This window comes from Amycolatopsis arida, assembly GCF_900115565.1.
In the GTDB taxonomy this organism is placed as follows: domain Bacteria; phylum Actinomycetota; class Actinomycetes; order Mycobacteriales; family Pseudonocardiaceae; genus Yuhushiella; species Yuhushiella arida.
In genome coordinates this window covers 54,437-72,250 of the sequence record NZ_FOWW01000011.1, presented here as the reverse complement: position 1 = coordinate 72,250, position 17,814 = coordinate 54,437, and the positions used below count along the sequence as shown (strand labels likewise).

Here is a 17,814-nt window from a genome sequence, read left to right as displayed (position 1 = left end):
CGAAGGGGTGTAGCTCAACTGGCAGAGCAGCGGTCTCCAAAACCGCAGGTTGCAGGTTCAAGTCCTGTCACCCCTGCTACAGCGCGACCGGCGCCGCCGGTCCGCCGAGAGGCACCGGAGCGGAGGAGTAGCTCGTGAGCGAGGACGGCGAGAAGGACCAGGAGAAGGGGCCCAAGCGCCCTTCCCGTCCGGTCACCGCCGCGGCTCGGCGTGAGCGTCGTGCCTCCGCGCGTCCCGCGGGGGGCACCGGTGGCGAGGACACCGACGAGGGCAGGAAGCGCCCGGCTCCGAAGGGCAAGGCGGGGCCCGGCGCGGGCGAGCGGAAGGCGGACACCGCGGCCACCGGCAAGGGCCGGCCGACGCCGAAGCGCGGCGGCACGGGCACCAAGCAGGCCTCGTTGTTCGAGCGGCTGGTGCGCTTCCTCCGCGAGGTCTGGGCCGAGCTGCGCAAGGTCATCTGGCCGACCCGCAAGCAGATGGTCACCTACACCACCGTCGTGCTGGTGTTCGTGGCCTTCATGGTGGCGCTGGTGTTCGCGCTCGACCTCGCGTTCGGCGAGGTCGTGGCGCTGATCTTCGGCGACTGAGCCGCCGGCGTCACCACGGGCGCGCGGCAGCCCAGGCGCCGCGTACCCGACACGTGATCGACGAGAGGACGGAAAGTGACCTCCGACAACGGCTCAGGAGCCGGTCAGGACCTGACCGGCCGTTCCGACGAGCAGGCGCTCGCGGCTGCGGCCGACGGCTCCGAGCACACCGAGCCCGTGGAGGCAGCCGACGACCGCGCCGAGGAGGCCCCGGCCGACGAGAGCGGGGCCGGTGAGGGCGGCGCGGACGAGGGCGGCGCGGACGAGGGCGGCGCCGACGAGAGCGTGGCCGACGAGCCGACCGAGCCGGCCGTCGACGAGGACGACCCGGTCGCCAAGCTGCGCGCCGAGCTGGCCGGCAAGCCCGGCGAGTGGTACGTCGTGCACTCCTACGCCGGTTACGAGAACAAGGTCAAGAACAACCTCGAGACCCGGACCCAGACGCTGGACGTCGAGGACTACATCTTCCAGATCGAGGTGCCCACCGAGGAGGTCACCGAGATCAAGAACGGCCAGCGCAAGCAGGTCCAGCGCAAGGTGCTGCCCGGCTACATCCTGGTCCGGATGGAGCTCAACGACGCGTCGTGGAGCGCCGTGCGCAACACGCCCGGTGTCACCGGCTTCGTCGGGGCCACCTCCCGGCCCTCGCCGCTGAGCCTGGACGAGGTGGTCAAGTTCCTCGCCCCGCAGGTGGAGAAGGCCGCGCCGGCCAAGGCCAAGGGCGAGGCCGCCCCCGCGGAGTCGCGGCTGGGCGGACCCGCGGTCGAGGTGGACTTCGAGGTCGGCGAGTCGGTCACCGTCATGGACGGCCCCTTCGCCACGCTGCCGGCCACCATCAGCGAGGTCAACCCGGACGCGCAGAAGCTGAAGGTCCTGGTGTCGATCTTCGGCCGGGAGACGCCGGTCGAGCTGTCGTTCAACCAGGTCTCCAAGATCTGACGGGCGCGCGAGCGCCCGGAGGAGTCCCCGCGCCACGGCAGGTGCGCGGGGAAGCGACACTGAACAGGAACAGGAATGCCACCCAAGAAGAAGAAGCTCGCGGCGATCATCAAGCTGCAGATCCAGGCGGGCGCCGCGAACCCGGCGCCACCGGTGGGCCCCGCGCTGGGCCAGCACGGCGTCAACATCATGGAGTTCTGCAAGGCCTACAACGCCGCGACGGAGTCGCAGCGCGGCAACGTGGTGCCGGTCGAGATCTCCGTGTACGAGGACCGGTCCTTCGACTTCAAGCTGAAGACGCCGCCGGCGGCGAAGCTGCTGATGAAGGCCGCCGGGATCGAGAAGGGCAGCCCGGAGCCGCACAAGAACAAGGTCGCCAGGGTGACCTGGGACCAGGTGCGGGAGATTGCCGAGACGAAGAAGAGCGACCTCAACGCCCAGGACCTCGACCAGGCCGCCAAGATCATCGCGGGCACCGCCCGGTCGATGGGCATCACGGTCGAGTGACCCGGCGGGCACACCCCGCCCCATCGTGGGAGGGCCAGGCGCTGGCCCGGCACCACAGCTGATCCGCCATTCGAGAACTGAGGACAGAGTATGACCAAGCGCAGCAAGGCCTACCGCCAGGCCGCCGAGCTGATCGACCGCGCCAGGCTGTACACGCCGCTGGAGGCCGCGAAGCTCGCCAGGGAGACGAACAAGGTCAAGCTGGACGCCACCGTCGAGGTCGCCATGCGCCTCGGGGTGGACCCCCGCAAGGCCGACCAGATGGTCCGCGGCACCGTGAACCTGCCGCACGGCACCGGGAAGACCGCCCGCGTCATCGTGTTCGCCGTCGGGGAGAAGGCCGCCGAGGCCGAGGCCGCCGGCGCGGACGCGGTCGGTTCCGAGGAGTTGATCGAGCGCATCCAGGGTGGCTGGCTCGACTTCGACGCCGCGATCGCGACTCCGGACCAGATGGCGAAGGTCGGGCGGATCGCCCGCATCCTCGGCCCGCGTGGCCTGATGCCGAACCCCAAGACCGGCACCGTCACGCCGGACGTGGCCAAGGCGGTTCGGGACATCAAGGGCGGTAAGATCAACTTCCGGGTGGACAAGCAGGCCAACCTGCACCTGGTGATCGGCAAGACGTCGTTCGAGCCCGAGAAGCTGGTGGAGAACTACGCCGCCGCGCTGGACGAGATCCTGCGCGCCAAGCCGTCCGCCGCGAAGGGCCGCTACCTGAAGAAGGTGACCTTCACCACGACGATGGGCCCGGGCATCCCGGTCGACCCCGCGCGCACCCGCGACCTGCTGGCCGAGACCGCGAGCTAGGCCGAGCACCGCGACGAGAAGGGCGGTCCCGCCACGGCGGGGCCGCCCTTCGGTGTCCCCGGTGGTTCCCGGTGGCCGCTCGCGACTCCGGGAAGCCGCCGCGGCGACGACGGGACCAAACCGACCTTCACCACGTTCGACGGTGTCGACCTGCGCTACCCGATCTGGCCCGGCGCCGACGGGCGCCTCACGGTGGTGCTGCAGCACGGGCTCTTGGCCGGCACCGACGCCAGCTGGCGCGGCCCGGGCGTGCCCCGCGCTCGGCCACAGCGGCGGCTCTCGACTGGACGCACCTTACGTTTCCCGCGCGGAGACGCCGTTCGTGCAGGTCACGACGCTCGCGGGCGAACCGGCCGCTGAGCAGAGCGGTCGTCGACGGCGCCCGGTCGGCGGTTCACCCCGGTCCCGCGGCACCGGAACATGGGGTGATGCGGAGCCGACTGTGGCGGTCTGCCCGACGGGCACGGCTCGGGCGGGGGTGGCGCGCGCGGCGCGCGACGGCGCGCCTGACCCGGGCGCTGCGCTCGAGCGCGCACCGCGACGGCACGCGCACTGACGCCGCCGAGCTGCTGCTGGAGACCATGGTGTGGGCCCGTGACGAGCGGGCCCGCGCCATCGCGGTGGCGGCGGTCGACGAGGCGTGGGCGGGCGCGGGCGCTCCGCGAGACCGGATCTGGCGCGCGGTCTGGCGGCTACTGGGCCGCGCGCACTTCGGCTGGACGGTGCACCAGAACGACGACATGGTGTGGCCGCTGCTGCGGTTCCTGCTGGAGCCCGATCCCCATTCCCGGCACGTGCCGCGGGTGCGGCTGCTCGCCTGCCTGTCTCCCGAGCCAGCCTGCGAGGAGCGCCCCCGCGCCCTGGATGGTGAGCCCGAGGTCGCCCCGCTCGTGCGGCTTGCGGTCTCGGCCGAGGACGCCACCGTCCGCGAGTCCCTCTTCGACCTGCTCTGTGCCACCGACCATCCCCGACTGCTCACCGCGCTCGCCCACGCCCTGCGCGGGAGCGCTGGAGGGACGGCGGCGCTCACCGCTGACGGCTACGTCCCCGTGGCGACGACGTACGGCCTGTGGGACGACGGCGGCCAACCCCTGCCGCTGCTGCGGATCCTGCTGACCAACCCGTACCTGATCGTCCCGCCACACGTCCCGGCGCACGTTCCGGACATCGCGCTGGTGCTCATCCTGCGGGACAGGTTCGACCTGCTGCGCGAGTGCGACCAGGAGGCCCTGGCCCGCACACTGCTCGAGATGCTGGCCACCGATCACGAACCGCTCGTGGAGACCATGCCCGCGCACCTGCTGGACGGCTGCCGCCGGGCGCTGCGGGAGCTGTCCCCGGGCGCGGGCCGGGACCTGGTGTGCCAGCGGACGATCGTCGCCGACGTCGAGGCGGTCGCCGCCGCGCGGGACGCGGAATTCCTCCCCCGCGAGCCCGCGCTGGCGCCGCTGCTGCTGTACCTGACCCGGCAGTGGAAACGGTACGACGAGGCCGATCCCGACGGCGGGGCACTGGCCGCTGGCCTGTCCTCGCTGCCCCGCGACCAGGTCGGGACGGTGGTCACGCGACTGCTCGATGTCCGCCGCGTGCCCACCACGGTACGGGGGAAGGCGCGCTCGGCGCTGCGGCGCCTGCCGGCACCCCCCGAGTTCGCCTTCTTCGACGACCCGGGAAGGATCGCCAGAGACACCGTCTGTGACCACGCTATGCGAGGTAACGCGGAGGCCAGAGCCGCCGCGATCGACGCGGGGTACCTGCCGTTCGAGGAGGATCTGCACCCCGCCTTCCTGTTCCTGACCGAGCAGTGGGACGCCTACGACCGCCTCGACCCCGACGGTGCCCTCCTCCGCGACCAGCTGACCACCGAGCCGTGGCTCGGCGACCTCTCGCCACGTGCGTTTCGAAAGGTGGCCAAACGCGCTGGCCGGCCCGACCCCTGTCCGCCGCCACCGTCGCGCACCGCGTCCCGCCACGACGACGAGCGGGGCACCAGCCATCACAGCAGCCACGGGATCGGCGACTTCGGCGGGTTCGGGTCGTTCTGAGCCCGCCCTCCGATCGTGCCGCTCGCCCGTTCGCGCGGAGGTGTCACCCACCAACACAGGCCGCTGAACTGCGCGAAAGAGTACTACTAGCGTCCCGGACTCGTCGGGGACGGGCCGGATGCGTTGGGGCACTCTGTCGGGCCGGGCCGGTGCTCGGTCACCAGCCATTGGTTCTTGTGGCCCAGCTTGGTGAGGACGAACACGCCCAGCGCCGGACCTCCCTCGACGGCGTGCTCGCACGAGTCGATGGTGATGGTGTCGCCGGGCGCCATGGCGGCCACGCTGGGCGCCAACGCCGAGGGCGTGTTGAACCCCACCGAGCTGGCGTACTCGGTGGCCTTGCCCGCCTCCACCCGCTCGTGCAAGGCCATCGCCACCTGGTGGCAGTCGTCGAGGCCCATCATGTTGCGGGCGAACTGCTGCCGGGCCCGCGGGTCGAAGCGGTCGCAGACCATGTCCGGCTTCCCCTGTGCGATGTCGGTGTAGATGTAGCGGACCTGCACGTAGGGATCGTTCGCCATCAGGTTGTTCGTCTCCATCCGGCCGCCGCCGCCCTCGGTTCCGGTGGGCCCACCGCCGTCGGAGCCGAAGAAGTGGTCGTAGGCCCAGGCCAACGCCAGCACGGTGAGCAGCACGAAGATCAGCCAGCCGAGCACCTTCTTGCCCAGCCAGGTCAGCCAACGCGGGGCCCGCCTCGGCGGTGGCCCCGGGGGCAACGGCGGCGGTTGCCCCGGCGGGGGGAGGGACGGCGGCTGGTTGGGCGGGGTGACCTGGTTCGGCGCCGCCGGGTACGCCGGCTGGCGGGTCCCGCTCGGCACCAGCTCACCGCCTTGAGCACCGCCTTGAGCACCGCCCTGATGAGCACCGCCCTGATGAGCACCGCCCTGATGAGCACCGCCCTGAGGGCCGCCGCCCTGCTGGGCCTGCTGGAACCGGAGGAACTCCTGGAACTGCTGGAACTGTTGGAACTGGCGCAGCTGCTCGGGGTCCAGGTCCGAAGCCGGGGACGGCGCGGGCCCACCCGGCCGGTCCACCGCGCCGGACGTGCCGCTCGAACCGGCAATGTCGCTCGAACCGGCAATGTCGCTCGAACCGGCAGCGTCGCCCGAACCGGCAGTGCCACCCGGGCCCGGCGTGGTGCCGGGCCCCGGCTCGTCCCCGGCACCACGAGCCGGCTCGCCGCCGGCACCGGGATCAGGGGACGGCCGATCGCTCGGGTGCCGCTCGGGGTCCGGCTGCTGCTCCGCGCTGCGTTCCGCCACGTCACCCATGATGCCGGGGTGGGCACGGATCGTGGCAAGCCACCCGGTGAGCGGGGGCGGTCGCCCGGTCCGGGTCGGTCCGGGGTAGTCTTGTCGACGTTCTACCGAAGACCGCTGGTCTTCCCCGTGCCCTCGGGCCCGGGGAGCGAAGGTCCCGCACGAGACGCGGGCGGCCCGCGCAGGAGGAACGAGGCTTCTCGCCCGCGCGCGTCCGCGCGCCTGGAACGCCCCGCGCCTGCCTGCGCCGGGGCGTTTTGTCGTGTCGGGGGACCTCTCGGGCCGCCGCGGTCGACCTGCACACGACTGCACCAGAGAGGAGGCGACCATGGCGAAGCCCGACAAGGTGGCGGCCGTCGCCGAGATCGCGGACCGGTTCCGCAGCAGCTCGGCCACCGTCGTCACCGAGTACACCGGCCTCTCCGTGACCCAGCTCGGTGAGCTGCGCCGCGCTCTCGGCACCAGTGCGAAGTACCGGGTCGCGAAGAACACCCTCGTCAAGCGCGCCGCCGAGGACGCCGGCGTCGAGGGCCTCGAGGAGCTCTTCGTCGGTCCCACCGCGATCGCCTTCGTCGAGGGCGAGCCGGTGGACGCGGCGAAGGCGCTCCGGGACTTCGCGAAGGACCACGCCGCCCTGAAGATCAAGGGCGGCTACATGGACGGCCGCCCGCTCTCGGTCGACGAGATCAACCAGATCGCCGATCTCGACAGCCGGGAGGTGCTGCTGGCCAAGGCCGCGGGCGCGTTCAAGGCGAAGCTGTCCCAGGCCGCGGCGCTGTTCCAGGCGCCGGCGTCCCAGGTGGCCCGCCTCGCCGCCGCGCTCGAGGACAAGCGCAAGTCCGAGCCCGGGGCCGAAGCACCAGCCGAGAGCTGACCCACCCCATCCACCCACCCAGCCCGTAACACAGAGAGGAACGCCACCATGGCGAAGCTGAGCACTGACGAGCTGCTCGACGCGTTCAAGGAGCTGACGCTGCTCGAGCTCTCCGAGTTCGTGAAGAAGTTCGAGGAGACCTTCGACGTCACCGCCGCGGCCCCGGCCCAGGTCGTGGCCGCCGCCCCGGACAGCGGCGGTGCGGCCGCCGAGGCCGCCGAGGAGCAGGACGAGTTCGACGTCATCCTCGAGGGCGCCGGCGACAAGAAGATCCAGGTCATCAAGGTCGTCCGCGAGGTCGTCTCCGGCCTCGGCCTGAAGGAGGCCAAGGAGCTGGTCGAGGGCGCCCCGAAGCCGCTGCTGGAGAAGGTCGACAAGGAGGCCGCCGACGCCGCCAAGGACAAGCTCGAGGCGGCCGGCGCGAAGGTCACCGTCAAGTAGCTCCGCCAGCGTTTCCGCTGCTGGCGAGGGCAGGGGAAGGGGGCGGCACCCGGAGTGGGTGCCGCCCCCTTCCGCGTTCGTGGGCTAGGGTGCCCGGATCACGTCGGGTCTCGTGCCCGCGACGGTGGTGACTTCGGAAAACCGGTGAGTAACCTGTCCGGGCCCGGCTCGTTGCACCTGGTTGACGCGGTGGCGAGGCGCGTGCGCTGGCGCACGGTCACCGAGAGTGCGGCTGACGGCGATCCGACGACGACGTTGCTCCGGGAGGTGCGATGGGTGCCGAGGTGGTCATCGAGGGTTTGACCAAGTCCTTCGGTCGGCAGACCATCTGGCGGGACGTGACCCTGAACCTGCCGCCGGGCGAGGTGTCGGTCATGCTCGGGCCCTCGGGCACCGGCAAGTCGGTGTTCCTGAAGTCGATGATCGGCCTGCTCAAGCCCGACCGGGGCAAGTGCGTGGTCAACGGCGTGGACATAGTCACCTGCTCCGAGCACAAGCTCTACGAGGTGCGCAAGCTGTTCGGCGTGCTGTTCCAGGACGGCGCGCTGTTCGGCTCGATGAACCTCTACGACAACGTGGCGTTCCCGCTGCGCGAGCACACCAAGAAGTCCGAGGCCGAGATTCGCCGGATCGTGTTCGAGAAGCTCGAGATGACCGGCCTGACCGGGGCGGAGAAGAAGCTGCCCGGCGAGATCTCCGGCGGCATGCGCAAGCGCGCCGGCCTGGCCAGGGCGCTGGTGCTCGACCCGGAGATCATCCTCTGCGACGAGCCGGACTCCGGCCTCGACCCGGTGCGCACCGCGTACCTGTCCCAGCTGCTGATCGACCTCAACGCGCAGATCGACGCGACCATCCTGATCGTCACGCACAACATCAACGTCGCCCGCACGGTCCCGGACAACATCGGCATGCTCTTCCGCAAGGAGCTGGTGATGTTCGGCCCGAGGGAGGTGCTGCTGACCAGTGACGAGCCGGTGGTGGAGCAGTTCCTCAACGGCCGCCGCCTCGGCCCGATCGGGATGAGCGAGGAGAAGGACCAGGCGCAGATGGCGTTGGAGCAGGCGCACGCCGACGCCGGCCACCACGACGGCTCCTCCGAGGACGTCCGCGGCGTGGTGCCCCAGCTGCAGCCCACGCCGGGGCTGCCGGAGCGCCAGGCGGTGCGCCGCCGCAAGGACAGGGTGATGCGGATTCTGCACACCCTGCCGCCCGCCGCGCAGGAGGGCATCATCGAGTCCCTCACCCCCGAGGAACAGCAGCGCTACGGCGTCCACCCGCACATGCTCGTGGGCGCGGGCGGCCCGCAGGGCCGGCCCCCGGCCGGCCCGGTGCCCGGCCGGCACGCCGGCGAGCTGCCCACCCAGCAGGTGGCCGACCTGCCGAACTCCGGCTGGCGGGAGCCCCAGCCGCGGCCGGCCGGCGACGCGACCAGACCGGGCGGGGCGCACCGCACGCCGCCGAACGAGGCCGGTCCGCGGTGAGCGGGTCCGCGGCGCCGGGCCGCCGCGGACCGGGACCAGGCACGAGCACAGTAGGACGAGCACTCATGGGTGCGACGAAGGAACCACTCCGGATGACACGTGACATCGCCGCGCGCGCGGTCGCGCCGGCACCGTCGTCCCGCACTCGGCGGGAGCGGCCATGAGCGCGCCGGCCACCACGGTCCGGATCCCCGGCATGGGCATGCTGCGGGAGACCGGCAAGCTCTTCGCGCTCGGCCTCGACGTGGCCCGCGGCATCTTCCAGCGGCCGTTCCAGATGCGCGAGTTCATCCAGCAGGCCTGGTTCATCGCCAGCGTGACGATCCTGCCCACCGCGCTGGTCGCGATCCCGTTCGGCGCGCTGGTCGCGCTGCAGCTCGGCTCGCTGATCGTCCAGCTCGGCGCGCAGTCGTTCATCGGCGCCGCCAGCGTGCTGGCGATCATCCAGCAGGCCGCGCCGATCGTGACCGCGCTGCTCATCGCCGGCGCCGGCGGCAGCGCGATGTGTGCCGACATCGGCGCCCGCACCATCCGCGAGGAGATCGCCGCGATGGAGGTGCTCGGGGTCTCCCCGGTGCAGCGGCTGATCGTGCCGAGGGTGCTCGCCGCGATGCTCGTCGCGGTGCTGCTCAACGGCGTGGTCAGCGTCATCGGCGTGCTCGGCGGCTACTTCTTCAACGTGGTGCTCCAGGGCGGCACCCCGGGTGCCTACCTCGCCAGCTTCTCCGCGCTCGCCCAGCTGCCCGACCTGTGGATCAGCGAGATCAAGGCGTTGATCTTCGGGTTCATCGCCGGGATCGTGGCCGCCTACCGCGGGCTGAACCCGCCGCCGGGGCCGAAGGGCGTCGGGGATGCGGTGAACCAGTCCGTGGTCATCACGTTCCTGCTGCTGTTCTTCGTCAACTTCATCCTGACCCTGCTGTACCTGCAGGTCGTGCCGCCGAAGGGGAGCTGATCGTGGCCGGGTTCTCCTCGTTGTCCACCCTCGGGCAGGGTGCGCGCAGGGCCGTCGACAAGCCGCTGGGCATGCTCGACCAGCTCGGCGACCAGCTCTCCTTCTACGTCCGCGCGCTGGCCTGGGTGCCCCGCGCGGTGCGCCGGTACCTGAAGGAGACCATGCGCCTGCTCGCCGAGGTCAGCTTCGGCTCCGGCGCGCTGGCCGTGATCGGCGGCACCGTCGGCGTCATGGTCGGGCTGACCGTGTTCACCGGCATCGTGGTCGGCCTGCAGGGCTACGCCGCGCTGGACCAGATCGGCACCGCCGCGTTCGCCGGGTTCGCCTCGGCCTACATCAACACCCGGGAGATCGCGCCGCTGGTCGCCGGGCTCGCGCTGTCGGCGACCGTGGGCGCCGGGTTCACCGCGCAGCTCGGCGCGATGCGGATCTCCGAGGAGGTCGACGCGCTCGAGGTGATGGGCGTGCCGAGCCTGCCCTACCTGGTGACCACCCGGATCATCGCCGGGTTCATCGCGGTCATCCCGCTGTACATCATCGGCCTGCTGATGTCCTACCTGGGCTCACGCATCGTGACGGTGTACTTCTACGACCAGTCGGCGGGTACCTACGACCACTACTTCAACCTGTTCCTGCCACCGCAGGACGTGTTCATCTCGTTCGCGAAGGTGCTGATCTTCGCGGTGTTCATCATCCTGTCGCACTGCTACTACGGCTACCGGGCCACCGGGGGCCCGGCCGGCGTCGGCGTCGCCGTCGGTAGGGCGGTGCGCACCACGATCGTCACCGTGGCGATCGTGAACTTCTTCATCGGCTTCGCCATCTGGGGTACGACCACGACGGTGAGGATCGCCGGATGAGCACGTTGGGACGTCGCCTGCTCGGCCTCGCGTTCATCGCCGTGTTACTCGGCGGTGTCGCACTGAGCGTGGCCATGTACAACAAGGCGTTCAGCGAGTTCGTGACGGTGAAGCTGTACGCCGACAAGGTGGGCAACCAGCTCGCCGAGCAGTCCGACGTGAAGGTGCGCGGGCTCATCGTGGGCACCGTGCACGAGGTCGCGCCCACCCCGACCGGCTCGGAGCTCACCCTGCGGCTGGACCCGGCCTCGGCGAAGCTGATCCCGGAGAACGTCTCCGCCCGGTTCCTGCCGAAGACGCTGTTCGGCGAGCGGTACGTGGCGTTGCGGATCCCGGAGGACCCCGCGGAGCGCTCGTTGTCCGACGGTGACGTGATCCCGCAGGACCGCAGCTCGGCGGCGGTCGAGCTGTCCCAGGCGTTCGAGCACCTGCTGCCGGTGCTGCAGGCGGTGCAGCCGCAGAAGCTGTCCAGCACGCTCACCGCGATCTCGACGTCGTTGCAGGGCCGTGGCGAGCCGCTCGGCGAGACGCTGTCCGAGCTGGGCGGCTACCTCGGCGAACTCAACCCGCACGTACCGGCGTTGCAGGAGAACCTGCGCCAGCTCGCCACGTTCTCCGACACGCTGTCCGAGGTCGCCCCCGACCTGGTGCAGACCCTGGACAACCTGCGCACCACCTCGCGCACGATCGTCGACCAGCGGCAGAGCCTGCAAATTCTCTACTCCGACCTCACCTTCGCCGCGGACGACCTGCGCGGGTTCCTCGAAGCCAACTCGGAGAACATCATCGCGCTCGGGAAGTCGCTGCGGCCGACCGGCGAGGTGCTCGCCAAGTACGCGCCGGAGCTGCCGTGCGTGCTCGGCCAGATGGCCGAGCTGGTGCCCAAGCTCGACATCGTGTTCGGCAAGGGCACCGACAATCCCGGGCTGCACGCCACGCTCGAGATCACCAACCACCGCGGGCCGTACCAGCCGGGGCGGGACGAGCCGGAGTTCAACGACAAGCGCGGCCCGCGCTGCTACGCCATGGACGCCTACCCGGTGCCGTTCCCGCAACACCCGCCGGAGGGACCGATCAAGGACGGCAGCGAGCACCCACCGCCCGCCCGGTCGGTGAACGACGGGCTCAACCCCCCGCAGAACGCCGAGAAGGTGATGGGCGGGGGTGGTGCTCCCGTCAACCCGATGGCCGGCAACCCCGCCAACACCCCCGCCGAGCACGCGCTGCTGTCCGAGCTGCTCGGCATGCAGCTCGGGATGGCGCCGTCCGACGTGCCCGGCTGGAGCGGCCTGCTGGTCGGCCCGCTGTACCGCGGGGCGGAGGTGAACGTGCGATGAGGGGACTGCTCGGCCCGCTGGTCAAGCTGACGATCTTCATCGTCGTCACGACCCTGTTCACCGCCGTGCTCGGGATCAGCATCGCCAACCTGAACCTGAGCGACACGAAGACGTACAAGGCCCGGTTCACCGACGCGACCCTGCTGCTGCCCAACGACGACGTGCGCATCGCCGGCGTCCGGGTCGGTCAGGTCGAGGAGATCCGGATCGTCGACCGGCGCTTCGCCGAGGTGGAGTTCGCCGTCGACGCCAACCGGAGGCTGCCCGCCGGGGTCACCGCCACGATCAAGTTCCGTAACCTGGTCGGCCAGCGCTACGTCGCGCTCGAGCAGGGTGATGGCGACCCCAACCGGCTGCTCGAGCCGGGCGACACCATCCCGCTGGAGCGGACCAAGCCGGCGCTGGACCTCACCGAGCTGTTCAACGGCTTCAAGCCGCTGTTCACCGCGCTGACCCCGGACGACGTCAACACGCTCTCGTACCAGATCATCCAGGTGCTCCAGGGCGAGGGCGGCACCGTGGAGAGCCTGCTCGCGCACACCGCCTCGCTCACGACGAAGATCGCCGAGAAGGACCGGGTGATCGGCGAGGTGATCGACAACCTCAACGGTGTGCTGGACACGGTCAACGCGCGTACCCCGCAGCTGAACGACCTGATCATCCGGATGCAGCAGCTGGTGTCCGGGCTGGCCCAGGACCGCGAGCCGATCGGCGACGCGATCGAGTCACTCGGCGGGCTGGCCTCCACCACCGCCGGCCTGCTGACCGAGGCCAGGGAGCCGCTGCGCGAGGACATCGACGCGCTCGGCCAGGTGGCCCAGAACCTCAACGACCACGAGCAGGTCGTCGAGCACTTCATCCAGTTCCTGCCGGAGAAGGTGACCCGGATGTCCCGGACCGCCGACTACGGCTCGTGGTTCAACTTCTACCTCTGCTCGGCCAGCGGCAGCATCCAGATCCCCGGCCTGATGAGCAAGCCGTTCGACCTGCCGATCGCGCCGGTCACCAGGGAGAGGTGTGGCGCATGAAGTCGTTCCAGAGCCGCAACCCCATCCCGATCGCGCTGGTCGGGATCGCGGTGATCGTGCTCGGCATGATCGCCGCGCTGAACTCGGAGGACCTGCCACTGATCGGCGGCGGCACGACCTACACCGCGCACTTCAGCGAGGCCGCGGGCCTGCAGCCCGACGACGAGGTCCGGGTCGCCGGCGTCAAGGTCGGCGAGGTGCGCGGGGTCGAGCTGGAGGGCGACAAGGTGGCGGTGTCGTTCCAGGTCAAGGGCGCCTGGCTGGGCGACCGGACCAGCGCCGCGATCAAGCTGAAGACCCTGCTCGGGCAGAAGTACCTCGCGCTGGACCCGATGGGGCAGCGGGAGCTCGATCCCGGCCAGCCGATCCCGCGGGAGCGCACCGCCGCGCCCTACGACGTGTTGGAGGCCTTCCGCGGGCTCTCCCAGACCGTCGACGCGATCGACACCGACCAGCTCGCGCAGAGCTTCGACGTGCTGTCGCAGACCTTCTCCGGGACCCCGGACGACATCCGCGGCGCGCTGACCGGCCTGTCCCGGCTGTCCGACACCATCGCCTCGCGCGACGCGCAGCTGGCCGAGCTGCTGGCGAACACCCGGCAGGTCAGCCAGACCCTCGTCGACCGGGACGCCGAGATCGAGAAGCTGCTGGCCGACGGCAACCAGCTGCTCGCCGAGGTGTCCCGGCGCAAGGCGGCCATCAGCGCGCTGCTGGACGGTACCCAGCGGCTGTCCACCGAGCTGCGCGGCCTCGTCGACGACAACCAGGCCCAGCTCGACCCCGTGCTCGCGCAGCTCGACCAGCTCACCGACATGCTGCACCGCAACCAGGAGGCGCTCGGCGAGGGCATCCGCCGGTACGCGCCGTTCATCCGGCTGTTCACCAACACCATCGGCAACGGGCGCTGGTTCGACAACTACATCTGTGGGCTGCTGCTGCCGTCGGTGGGGCCGATCAACGAAGAGGGGTGCTACGCGCGATGACCGACACCCGCTTCGGACAGCAGCTCGCCCGCGGCATCGCGATCGCCTGCGTGCTCGGCCTCGTGGTGGCCGGCGCCCTGTGGTGGACGCTGAAGGACGCCAACACCAAGTCCGCCACCGCCTACTTCCCGACCGCCATCGGGCTCTACGCCGGCAACAGCGTCAAGGTGCTCGGCGTCGAGGTCGGCGAGGTCACCTCGGTCGAGCCGCAGGGCGACCGGGTGAAGGTGGAGCTGGAGTACGACCGGGCGGTGACCGTGCCGGCCGCGGCGCAGGCGGTGATCGTCGCGCCGTCGCTGGTCTCCGACCGGTACGTGCAGCTCACCCCGGCCTACACCGGCGGGCCGGTGCTGCCCGACGGCGCGCTGTTCCCGCTCGATCGCACCGCGGTGCCGCTGGAGGTCGACGACCTCTACGCCAGCCTCAGCCGGGTCAGCAAGGCGCTCGGCCCCGAGGGGGCGAACAAGGACGGCTCGCTGTCGACGCTGCTGACCACGCTGGCGGAGAACTTCGAGGGCAACGGGCAGGCGCTCAACGACACCATCACCAAGCTCGGCCAGGCCGCGGGCACGCTCTCCGGCAACTCGGAGGACCTGTTCGCCACCGTCGAGAACCTCGGCGAGTTCTCCACCACGCTGCTGCGCAGCGACGCCCAGGTCCGGCAGTTCGAGCGGCAGCTCGCCGACGTCAGCGGCTTCCTCGCCGGCGAGCGGGAGAACCTGTCCGCCACCGTGCGGCAGCTGGCCACGACGCTGGACGCGGTGCAGAAGTTCGTCGAGGACAACCGCGGCCGGGTCAGGTCCAACGTGGACAAGCTGGCCAGCGTCACCAGGGTGCTGGTGGAGCAGCGGGCCGCGCTGGCCGAGACCATGGACGTGGCGCCGGTGGCCCTCGGCAACCTGGTCAACACGTACAACGCCGCCTCGGGGACGCTGGACGCCAGGGCGGTGCTCAACGAGCTGACCCAGCCGCCGATCGCGATGATCTGCAACCTGCTCAGGCAGACCCCCGAGGCGCTGGACCTCCTCGGCGACACGTGTGCGGCCATCGCCCCGGTGCTGGACGGGCTGGTGCCGCTGCCGTCGGTGGCCCAGGTGCTCTACGCGGCGCAGCACCAGCAGCTCCCCCCGCTGCCGCTGCCGCTGGCCACCCAGCTCTACGGGACGCCGGGAGGTGGTCAATGATGGGCCTTCGACGCGCGGTCGCGGGCGTGGTGTGCGCCGCCGGCCTGCTCGGCGTGGCCGGGTGCGGCGACTTCACCGGGATCTACGACATCCCGCTGCCCGGTGGCGCCGACCTCGGCGACCACCCCTACCAGGTCACCGTCCACTTCCGCGACGTGCTCGACCTCGTGCCGCAGGCCGGGGTGAAGGTCAACGAGGTGCCGGTCGGCAGGGTGGAGCACATCGGGCTGGCCCAGGACGGCTGGACCGCCGAGGTGCGGTTGCTGGTCAACGGCGGCGTGGAGCTGCCGGCCAACGCGCTGGCCAACCTGCGCCAGTCCAGCCTGCTCGGCGAGAAGTACGTCGAGCTCGCCCCGCCGCCGCAGGGCAGGGGCGTTGGCGAGCTGGCCGACGGCGCGCTGATCCCGCTGGAGCGGACCAACCGCAACGTCGAGGTCGAGGAGGTGCTCGGCGCGCTGTCCATGCTGCTCAACGGCGGCGGGGTCGAGCAGCTCAACACGATCACCAAGGAGCTCAACAAGGCCACCCGGGGCAAGGAGGCCGACATCAAGGCGTTGCTGCGCAACTCCGAGGAGCTCATGCGCAGCCTCGACGCGCAGTCGGCCACCATCACCAGGGCGCTGGACGGGCTCAACCGGCTGTCGTCGACGCTGAACGCCCAGCGGGACCGGATCGCCGGCGCGCTGGAGGACCTCGGCCCGGGGTTCCAGGTACTCGAGGAGCAGCGCGGCCAGCTGGTGACCATGCTGCAGGCGCTGCGCGAGCTGTCCGGCGTCGCGGTCGACACCGTGCAGCGCAGCCAGGAGGACCTGGTCGCCAACCTCCGCACGCTGCTGCCCACCCTGCGCAAGCTCGCCGAGGCCGGCGCCGACCTGCCCAAGGCGCTCGAGGTGCTGCTGACGTTCCCGTTCAACGACGCCGCCGTCGAGGGCGTGAAGGGCGACTACTTCAACCTGTACGCCAAGATCGACCTCAACCTCCAGGAGATCCTCGCCAACCTGGGCCGCAGCCGGCAGAACCCACTGCAGGACGTGCTGCCGGACGAGCTGTCCGGCGGCGTGCCGGGGCGATCGCCGGACGCCCCACCGCCGCTGCCGCTGCCGGACGCCGGCGGCGGTGACCCGGCGGCGCGGGCCTCGACCGGATCCACCGGGAGCGCGCCCCCCGGTGGCCAGCCCCGGCCGCAGCAGACCGGGGTGGCCGGCATCTTGGGCGTGCTGGCGGGAGGTGCCGGCTGATGCTGATCCGCAAGACGAAGTGGCAACTGGTCGCGTTCGCGGTGATCGCGGTGGTGTCGGTGGTGTACGCGCTGATCCGGTTCACCGACGTCGAGCGGGTGTTCGGCGCCGGCGGCTACACGGTGCGGCTGCAGCTGGACGAGTCCGGCGGCATCTTCACCAACGCCGAGGTGACCTACCGCGGGTACAACATCGGCAGGGTCGGCGACCTCCGGCTCACCGCTCGCGGGCTGGAAGCCGACCTGCACATCGAGCCGGACACCCCGCCGGTGCCGGCCGACCTGCGGGCCGTCGTGGCCAACCGGTCCGCGGTGGGTGAGCAGTTCGTCGACCTGCGCCCGGTGACCGCGTCCGGCCCGTTCCTCGACGAGGGCGATGTCATCCCGGCGGAGAAGACCACCACGCCGATCCGCACCGACGAGGTCCTCGCCGACCTGGACGGCCTGGCGGCCTCGGTGCCCACCGAGGCGCTGCGCACCGTGGTCGACGAGTCCTACGACGCCTTCCGCGGCACGGGCGACGACCTGCAGGTGCTGATCGACACCGCGCGGGACTTCACCAGCACCGCGCGGGAGTACCTGCCGCAGACGGTCACCCTGCTCGACTCCGGCGGCCAGGTGCTGCGCACACAGAACGAGCTGGCCGGCTCGATGCGCTCGTTCAGCGCCGACCTGAACCGGCTCAGCGAGACGCTCCGCGACTCCGACGCCGACCTGCGGCACCTCATCGCGGTCACTCCGGAGGTGTCCCGGCAGGTCAGCGAGGTCCTCGCGGAGACGGGCCCCGGGTTGGGCGCGCTGGTGGCGAACCTGCTCACCACGGCCAACGTGATGGTGACCCGGCTGGACGGGCTTGAGCAGGTGTTCGTCACCTACCCGCTGCTCTCCGTCGGCGCGCAGACCGTGGCGCCCGGCGACGGCACCGCCCACCTCGGGCTCGCGCTGAACATGTTCGACCCGCCGCCGTGCACCAAGGGCTACCCGCGGGCCGAGGCGCAGATCGCCGGCCAGCACGGCTACCGGCCGGGCAACGAGACCACGCCACGCCAGCCGGACGAGAACGCCTACTGCGCCGAGCCGCAGGGCAGCCCGATCGCCGTGCGCGGCGCGCAGAACGCGCCGTACCACGGCGTCCCGGTGTCACCCACGCCGGAGCAGGTCGAGGCGAACCGGAACCGGCCGGCCGAGGAACTGGCCTCGTTGCGCGGCGTGCCGGGTCCGGCCGGCGGGCCCGGGCTGAGCCTCACCACCCTGCGCGACCTGCTCGCGCTACCACACTGACAGCGACCA

17 protein-coding genes and 1 tRNA gene are annotated in these 17,814 nt (G+C 71.2%); 17 read left to right on the top strand and 1 reads right to left on the bottom strand.

Features of this window, described 5'->3' with window-relative positions; all coding sequences use genetic code 11:
• The first annotated feature begins 3 nt into the window (after positions 1 to 3).
• The 6 genes from BM051_RS24930 to BM051_RS24905 all read left to right on the top strand — a co-directional run bounded on the left by BM051_RS24930 (position 4) and on the right by BM051_RS24905 (position 4,885).
• A tRNA-Trp gene (locus tag BM051_RS24930) sits at positions 4 to 76 on the top strand.
• Positions 77 to 134: 58 nt separating this feature from the next.
• Complete coding sequence (gene secE / locus BM051_RS24925) at positions 135 to 587, top strand: preprotein translocase subunit SecE (RefSeq protein ID WP_092535369.1); 453 nt, start codon at positions 135 to 137, stop codon at positions 585 to 587.
• Between the two features lie 75 nt (positions 588 to 662).
• Positions 663 to 1,526 carry a transcription termination/antitermination protein NusG gene (nusG, locus tag BM051_RS24920; protein WP_092535366.1) on the top strand — a complete coding sequence of 288 codons (864 nt, stop codon included), beginning with the start codon at positions 663 to 665 and terminating at the stop codon, positions 1,524 to 1,526.
• A gap of 75 nt (positions 1,527 to 1,601) precedes the next feature.
• On the top strand, positions 1,602 to 2,033 hold the full coding sequence (gene rplK, locus BM051_RS24915) for a 50S ribosomal protein L11 (RefSeq protein WP_092535363.1): 432 nt from the start codon (positions 1,602 to 1,604) through the stop codon (positions 2,031 to 2,033).
• A gap of 90 nt (positions 2,034 to 2,123) precedes the next feature.
• The gene (gene rplA / locus BM051_RS24910) at positions 2,124 to 2,840 is read left to right on the top strand and encodes a 50S ribosomal protein L1 (protein WP_092535360.1); all 717 of its coding nucleotides are present in this window, start codon (positions 2,124 to 2,126) and stop codon (positions 2,838 to 2,840) included.
• A gap of 428 nt (positions 2,841 to 3,268) precedes the next feature.
• Positions 3,269 to 4,885 carry a hypothetical protein gene (locus tag BM051_RS24905; RefSeq protein ID WP_134046368.1) on the top strand — a complete coding sequence of 539 codons (1,617 nt, stop codon included), beginning with the start codon at positions 3,269 to 3,271 and terminating at the stop codon, positions 4,883 to 4,885.
• A gap of 86 nt (positions 4,886 to 4,971) precedes the next feature.
• On the opposite strand, the gene BM051_RS24900 is transcribed toward BM051_RS24905, so the two are convergent.
• Complete coding sequence (locus BM051_RS24900; protein WP_092535354.1) at positions 4,972 to 5,703, bottom strand: hypothetical protein; 732 nt, start codon at positions 5,701 to 5,703, stop codon at positions 4,972 to 4,974.
• A gap of 769 nt (positions 5,704 to 6,472) precedes the next feature.
• Between BM051_RS24900 and rplJ the strand changes: the two genes are divergently transcribed.
• From rplJ to BM051_RS24845, 11 genes are all read left to right on the top strand, one after another.
• Positions 6,473 to 7,018 (top strand): 50S ribosomal protein L10, encoded by a 546-nt coding sequence (gene rplJ, locus BM051_RS24895; RefSeq protein ID WP_092535351.1) that lies wholly within the window; start codon positions 6,473 to 6,475, stop codon positions 7,016 to 7,018.
• Between the two features lie 48 nt (positions 7,019 to 7,066).
• Entirely contained in the window at positions 7,067 to 7,459 is a 393-nt protein-coding gene (gene rplL / locus BM051_RS24890; protein WP_092535348.1) for a 50S ribosomal protein L7/L12, read from the top strand.
• Between the two features lie 272 nt (positions 7,460 to 7,731).
• Positions 7,732 to 8,940, top strand: a complete 1,209-nt coding sequence (locus tag BM051_RS24885; RefSeq protein ID WP_092535345.1) for an ABC transporter ATP-binding protein — start codon at positions 7,732 to 7,734, stop codon at positions 8,938 to 8,940.
• Positions 8,941 to 9,100: 160 nt separating this feature from the next.
• Entirely contained in the window at positions 9,101 to 9,895 is a 795-nt protein-coding gene (locus BM051_RS24880) for an MlaE family ABC transporter permease (protein ID WP_092535342.1), read from the top strand.
• 71 nt (positions 9,896 to 9,966) lie between these two features.
• A complete protein-coding gene (locus BM051_RS24875; protein WP_092535716.1) occupies positions 9,967 to 10,755 on the top strand; it encodes an MlaE family ABC transporter permease in 789 nt (262 codons plus the stop codon).
• Positions 10,752 to 12,092 (top strand): MCE family protein, encoded by a 1,341-nt coding sequence (locus BM051_RS24870; RefSeq protein ID WP_092535339.1) that lies wholly within the window; start codon positions 10,752 to 10,754, stop codon positions 12,090 to 12,092. The genes BM051_RS24875 and BM051_RS24870 overlap by 4 nt, the downstream gene beginning before the upstream one ends.
• Entirely contained in the window at positions 12,089 to 13,120 is a 1,032-nt protein-coding gene (locus BM051_RS24865) for an MCE family protein (RefSeq protein WP_092535336.1), read from the top strand. Before BM051_RS24870 ends, BM051_RS24865 begins: the two co-directional genes overlap by 4 nt.
• Complete coding sequence (locus BM051_RS24860; RefSeq protein WP_092535334.1) at positions 13,117 to 14,103, top strand: MCE family protein; 987 nt, start codon at positions 13,117 to 13,119, stop codon at positions 14,101 to 14,103. The genes BM051_RS24865 and BM051_RS24860 overlap by 4 nt, the downstream gene beginning before the upstream one ends.
• Positions 14,100 to 15,287: an MCE family protein gene (locus tag BM051_RS24855; protein ID WP_092535331.1), complete on the top strand. Its 1,188-nt coding sequence runs from the start codon at positions 14,100 to 14,102 to the stop codon at positions 15,285 to 15,287. The genes BM051_RS24860 and BM051_RS24855 overlap by 4 nt, the downstream gene beginning before the upstream one ends.
• Positions 15,284 to 16,525 carry an MCE family protein gene (locus tag BM051_RS24850; RefSeq protein WP_092535328.1) on the top strand — a complete coding sequence of 414 codons (1,242 nt, stop codon included), beginning with the start codon at positions 15,284 to 15,286 and terminating at the stop codon, positions 16,523 to 16,525. Before BM051_RS24855 ends, BM051_RS24850 begins: the two co-directional genes overlap by 4 nt.
• A complete protein-coding gene (locus BM051_RS24845) occupies positions 16,525 to 17,805 on the top strand; it encodes an MCE family protein (protein WP_092535326.1) in 1,281 nt (426 codons plus the stop codon). The genes BM051_RS24850 and BM051_RS24845 overlap by 1 nt, the downstream gene beginning before the upstream one ends.
• Positions 17,806 to 17,814: the final 9 nt, after the last annotated feature.